We start from the raw sequence: 6,143 nt of genomic DNA, 5'->3' as shown, positions 1-6,143 counted from the left end.
CGTGGATGACGCCCAACGGGCCGTCCAGGCGGCGCAGTACGACCAGACCCTGCGGCAGCAGGCCGAGGACGCCGAGCGGCTGGCCTCCGCCTGGGCGCGCGGGGCGGGCGCGGCGCGCGAGGCGGCGCTCGCCAACGAGGTGCTGGCCGAGGCCCGCAAGCGCGGGCTCGACCCGGAGCGGGATGCCGGCGAGATCGGCAACATCGGCGCTGGTGTCTGGGCGCGCGACCAGGCGCAGCGGACGCAGCAGTTTGCCCAGATGGCGTCGGAGCAGCGCCGGGCGGTGGACCTCGCCAACGCCGAATTCGGCATGCTGGGCGCCAGCAACGCCGAGCGGGCGAAGATGGTGGCGATGCTCCAGGCCGCCAACGACCTGCGGGACAAGGGCGCCGACCTGACCGACGCCGGGACGCGCGCCTACATCGAGCAGGCCGGCGAACTGGCGCGGGTCAACAGCCAGTTGCAGGATGCGGCCCAGAACGCGGCCAACATCACGCAGCCGATCACGACCGGCCTGGAGGACATCATCGTCGGCGCCAAGGGCGCGGGCGATGCGGTTAAGGCGCTGGGCGAAGACCTCAAGCGGATCGCCGCGCGCCAGCTCATCACCAAGCCGTTCGAAACGGCGGTGTCCGGCGCGCTGACCCGGCTGATGTCCGGTGGGGTGTCGATCGCCAACGACAACCGTCCGACGCCGGCCAACGATCCGGGCGGGCTGGATCGCCTCATCACCACGGTCAAGGGCGGGCTGGGCTCCAGCTCGTCGAACCCGATGTGGGTGACGATGGCGAGCGGCAGCGCGGCGTTCGACATCGGTGCGATGGCGTCCGCCAGCCCCATGCCGGTGGCGATCAAGGACGCCGGCGGGCTGGAGGGCATCATCCAGGGCGCCGCGACGAAGTACGGCGTCGATCCGGCCATCATCAAGGGCATCATCGAACGGGAATCGTCCTGGCGCGCCGACGCGGTGAACAAGACCTCGGGCGCGGCCGGGCTCATGCAGCTCATGCCCGCCAACGTCCGGGCCTATGGCGTCTCCAACGCCTTCGACCCGGCGCAGAACATCGAGACCGGCACCCGCATCCTGAAGGAGCATCTGGTCCGGGCCGGCGGCGACATCGACAAGGCGCTCTCCACCTACAGCGGCCACATCACCAAGGACGGCAGCGCCTATGTCTCGGCGGTCAAGGCGTCGGCCGAGGGCTACCGGCAGGCCGGGGCCGGGCTGCGGCTGGTGGTCGACAACACCCAGGGCGTCACCGCCGCGCAGGAGAGCCAGCTCCAGGCGATGCTCGACGCGGTGCCGGTGCAGCGGGCGGCGACCAGCGGCGCGCAGAACCTGACGGCGGCGCAGGACTCCCTCATCGCCTCTGTGCTCGGCACCAGCAAGGCCAACGACGCGGCCCTCCAGGTCGTGGACCTCCAGACCCGGTCGATCAGCGCGCTCGGCGCCAACGCCATCAGCGTGGCCGAGGGCCTGGGCGATGCGGCTGACGGTGCGTCGTCGCTGGCCGACGCGTCGGAATCGTCGTCGAACATCCTGCTGCGGGGCGCGCAGGCCGTCTACAGCGGCTTTACCGGCGTCCTGGGCAGCCTCTGGAACTCGGTCTCCGGGCTGTTCGGCGGCGTCAGCGCGGGCGGGGGCGGGGCAGTCGGCGCGGCCAGCACCACGCAGGCATCCCTGTTGGGGGGTGGCTTCGGTAACGTCAGTTCAGCGCTGTCGCTGGCGAACTCAGGGTACTCGATCTACACGGGCGCCAACACGCTCGGTACCACCGTCGCCAATTTCGCCACCTCGACCACCGGCCAGAGCCTCGGCTTGGCAACCAGCGCTGTCGGTCCGACAGGGCCCGTGATCCCGCAACTGACCGGCGCGGGTGAGGCGCTGACCGGCGTTGCCGGCACCATCGGGTCGGCGCTGCCCTATGGGGCGGTTGGCGGATTCTTGGGTGGGTTGGCGGGCACAGCCATGAATTCCAAGGCCGGCGGCGCGGCTGTCGGCGCCGTGACGGGAGCCGGTTCAGCGGCCTTGGGCTCTTACCTTATGACCGGCTCCATGATGGGGCCGTGGGGGCTGGCGGCGGCTGCGATCATCGGCGGCGTCATGGCCGCGCTCGGCACGACCAAGGCCAGCGTCGGCCCCAACGCACAGGGCCACATCCTCTATGAGGATGGCCGGTACGTCCAAGGACCGAGCGCGGCGGACAATGGCGGGGACGACGGCAACGTCAAGACCGTCACGGCCAGCCTCGCCACCGGTTTCAATGCCCTGGCCGACGCCTATGGGCTGACGCTGAAGGCCCGGAACTATGGGTATTGGGAGGGTGGCACCGACAAGGCCACCGGGATCGGCGTCCACAACGACCCTGAGGAGCTGATCCGTCAGATCCTGCGCGACGCCACCGCCACCGATCCGACCAGCAATGTCGCCAAGGCGCTCGCCAACGAGACGGTCCGGAACTCCGGGGACCTGGAGGAAATCCAGAAGTACCTGGATGTCGCCAAGAAGATCGACAGCGCGACGGAAGCCTTTACCGAGCTGAACAAGTCGCTCACCCAGGTCCAGGCGAACGCCAAGGCGGCAGCGGCCGAAAACTGGAAGGCCATCGACGAGGAGATCAAGACGGCCGACAAGATCGGCTTGGGAAGCGAATACCGGAAGAGCCTGGAGAACTCGATCCGCTCCAGCTTCGAGGGGGCGGTGCAGGCCGCGACGCCATGGGAAACCGCTATGGCGACCTTGCGGGGTGAGACGGAAGCCTGGATCGAGGCCGTCACCCGGTGGAATGTCGGCGTCTCGGAAGCCGAGATCCGTGCGGACGCGGCGGCCAAGGCGGCGAAGCTCCAGGCTCAAGCGGTGGCCGAGTATACGGCCAGCCTGTACGACGCGCAGGGCCGGGATTACCTGACCAGCCTGTCGGGGATCGAAGACGCCCGCGACACGACGCGGCGGAACCTCACGGCGGTCGGTGTGGATGATGCCGCCGGCCGGGCCAACACGCTGGTGACGTCGCAGTTCACCTCGGTCCTGTCCGGCCTCGACCTTGCCCAGCTCACCGACGTCACTCGCACGCTGGGCGGCGAGGTGGGCGCGCTCGCCGAGACGATGCGTGTTGCCGCGCAGGCAGTCGTGACCGAGGATCTGACCGTCCGCGCCTTGCGGGCGCAGGGCAAGGCCGCCGATGCGGACGCCATGGAACTGCGCCTCAAGCAGGAGCGGGAGTATCGGCAGGCTGAGAAGGACGGCTACGACGCGGCGTCTCTCGCTGGCCTGCGGTGGTTGCAGGGCTTGGAGGCGCAGACGGCGGCGACGGAGCGCGCCGCGCAGGCTGCGGCCTACAACGCCGACGTGACCAGCCGCATGTATGCGGCGGTTGGCGCCAACCGCATCTCTGGCCTGCTGTCTCTCGACCAGCAACAGGCGGTCGAGTTGGCGCAGGCGCGGGATGCCGGCTACGACACGACCCGCCTGCAAGAGGTGCAGGCGGCCGAGCGGGGCCAGAAGGCGTTTGATCTCGCCAAGGCCGATGTCCTGGAATGGTACGACCGTGAGATCGCGGCCAAGCAGGAGCTTGTGACCTCGCTCCAGGACGGCGCGCTCAAGGTGTCGCAGGCGGCCAAGCAGTTCAAGGCCGCGGGCGACAGCATCCGGCTCTCCGAGGATGCGCCGATCAGCCCGCAGGAGCGGCTGGCCGAGGCAAAGCGGCAGTGGGACGCCGCTCTCGGCACCATCAACTCGTCCACGGCCAGCGACGGCGAAAAGGATACCGCCCGGTCGGCGCTCGCCTCGCTCGGGCAGACGCTGGTGTCGATCGAGAAGACCAACAGCGCCGGCACCGCGCGCGCCCTCTTCGACGAGGTGTTGGGGGTGCTGGACCGGCTGGGCGACCCGGCGACCTACGGTGCCGGGACCGCCACCGCCGAGGCGGATCTGAAGGTGGCGCAGGACCAGCTCAAGGAGATGCAGAGGGCGCGCACCGAGGCCGCCAATCTCGGCCAGCGGCAGCTCGGCAGTCTGGACAGTATCGTCAGCATCATGAACCAGAGCTACAGCCTCTGGCAGGCGTCGCTCGTCCCGGCCAACCAGAACACCGGCACCCCGACGTCGGCCACCCTGGACCAGATGCTCAAGGGGCTGACCAAGGACACGCTGGGCGGCATCATCGAGTGGGCGAAGGCGCAGGGGCCGGAAACCTATCAGAAAGCGCTGGTCGCGGCCGACACCCGGCTCGGGTGGGAAAACAACTCCTACCGCTACGCCGCGCCGGCGGATGTCGCCACGATGGATGGGACCGGCTTCGGCATCAACGACGCGTTGGGGTTCCTCAAGCAGTTCGGCTACACGGGCCAATTCGACAGCAACGCGAACGCCTTCATCCAATCGCATGGGTTGGCGGACGCCTACACGTCGTTCCTGCGCGATTTCAAGGCGCGGAACTCCTTGGAGGGGAAGCGCGCCCGCCTCGAAGCGTTCAGCGCCGCGCAGATCGAGGCGGCGTTCGGCGGCATGCCGGACATCCAGGCCGCTCGGCTGGCGGACCCGGCGTTCGATCTGGCGCAATGGTTCCGCCAGACCGGCATCAACGAGGTGCTGGCCGGGCAGCGCCAGATCCCCGGCTTCGCAACCGGCACCCTCTCCACCCCGCCGGGCGCCGTCTGGGTGGGTGAGCGCGGTCCCGAGCTGATGTGGCAGGCCGGCGGCGCGGCGGTCGCGTCGTCGGCCGACAGCCTGCGGATCGCCGGGATCTACGCGTCGGCGGTCAACGACCGCTGGTCGGCAACCAACGTCAGCGACTTCCGGCCGGCGGCTCCGGCCCGGCCGGAACGAGGCAATGGCCGGGACGCCGCCATCCTGGCCGAACTGCGCCGGCTCAACGACCAGATCGCCGAACTCCGGAAGGGCGTCCACGCCGAAGAGGGCTCCGCGCAGAACCAGCGCGGCGTCCTGCTGACCAAGCTGATCAAGACGGTGGAAGCCTTGCAGGCCGAACTGGCCGAGCAGAAGCCGCGTCTCACCGCATAGGGGACACCCGCATGAATGTGCATCTCTATGACCTCGTGGCTTATCACAAGGCCACGGGCCACAAGCACCTATGGCCTCTTTGCGCCGGGTCGCGCGCCTTCCAGTCCCGTAGCGACGATGATCCGTCCTGTGTGACCTGGCTGCCGGTTGTCAGCCAGTGGGCTTCCGTCGCCGTCCGGGCGGCGGCGGACGGCGCCAAGGCCGAGATCGACGCCATGGGGCTCATCAACGTGCGGAAGGACGCCGAGGACGACATCCCGCGCCATGCCTCGGTCTACGACCTGACGGCAGGGGTGTGGTTGCGGGTGCCGCTGGGGGTGCGGCCGCTCAACATCCTGCTGACCGACTACATCGTCCTATCCGTGACCGAGCGCGTCGTCGACGAGGCGGCGCCCCTCTCCAGCGCAGTCACCGTCTGGCGGGCCAAGGCCGGGAGGGCGGCACCGGATGTGACCTCGCTGCGCCTGCCGATCTACGACCGGCAACTCGACTTCGACACGCCGATCCAGAAGGACGCGGAGAAGTATCTCGGCACCGGAACCGGCGGTTTCGACGGGCCGACCAGCTTGCGGAACGTCCTCAAGGAGCGCTGCTTCGGCCACGTCTTCATGGCGGCCCCGACCTACCTCGGCATCATCGGCGGGATGCACCGCTGGTCGATCAACGGCGGCAACCCCATCGAGGACGTACCGCGCGGTTGGTCGGGCGGCGTCGCCGTCATCAAGGTCAACGGCACCCCGGCCTCCTACCAGTTCGCCGTCGACCTCGCGACCGGCATCATCACCACCGCCGTCCACTACGAGGATTTCCGGGTCGAGTGCAAAGGCGACAAGACCGGCGGCGTCTGGCGCCGCTACATCGGCGAACTGATCGCCTTCCTGGCCGTCCAGCACGGTGGGATCGTCACCAGTGCCGACGCCACCGGCATGGACGCGGTGCCGCGCACGGTGGGCCTGTACTTGCCGGCCGGCTCCGGCATGACGCACCGCGATGCCTACGGCAAGCTCGTGGGCTCCGTCCCGCGCGGCCGGTGGTGGATCGACCTGGATGACGACAAGCTGATCGTCACCCGGCTGCCGCGCGCGACGGCGGTCACGCCGATCCGCAGCTACAGCAAGGC

At 69.4% G+C, this 6,143-nt stretch carries 1 protein-coding gene and 1 pseudogene; both read left to right on the top strand.

Features of this window, described 5'->3' with window-relative positions; translation table 11 throughout:
* Nucleotides 1–5,023 (top strand): transglycosylase SLT domain-containing protein (locus J2847_RS33695; RefSeq protein ID WP_209783084.1); only part of this gene is annotated, 5,023 nt, incomplete at its 5' end.
* A gap of 131 nt (nt 5,024–5,154) precedes the next feature.
* Nucleotides 5,155–6,143 (top strand): annotated as a pseudogene (locus J2847_RS33690) (hypothetical protein); the annotation flags it as partial.

It is taken from the genome of Azospirillum agricola (assembly GCF_017876095.1).
GTDB lineage: Bacteria > Pseudomonadota > Alphaproteobacteria > Azospirillales > Azospirillaceae > Azospirillum > Azospirillum agricola.
This window is presented reverse-complemented; position numbering and strand designations above follow the sequence as displayed.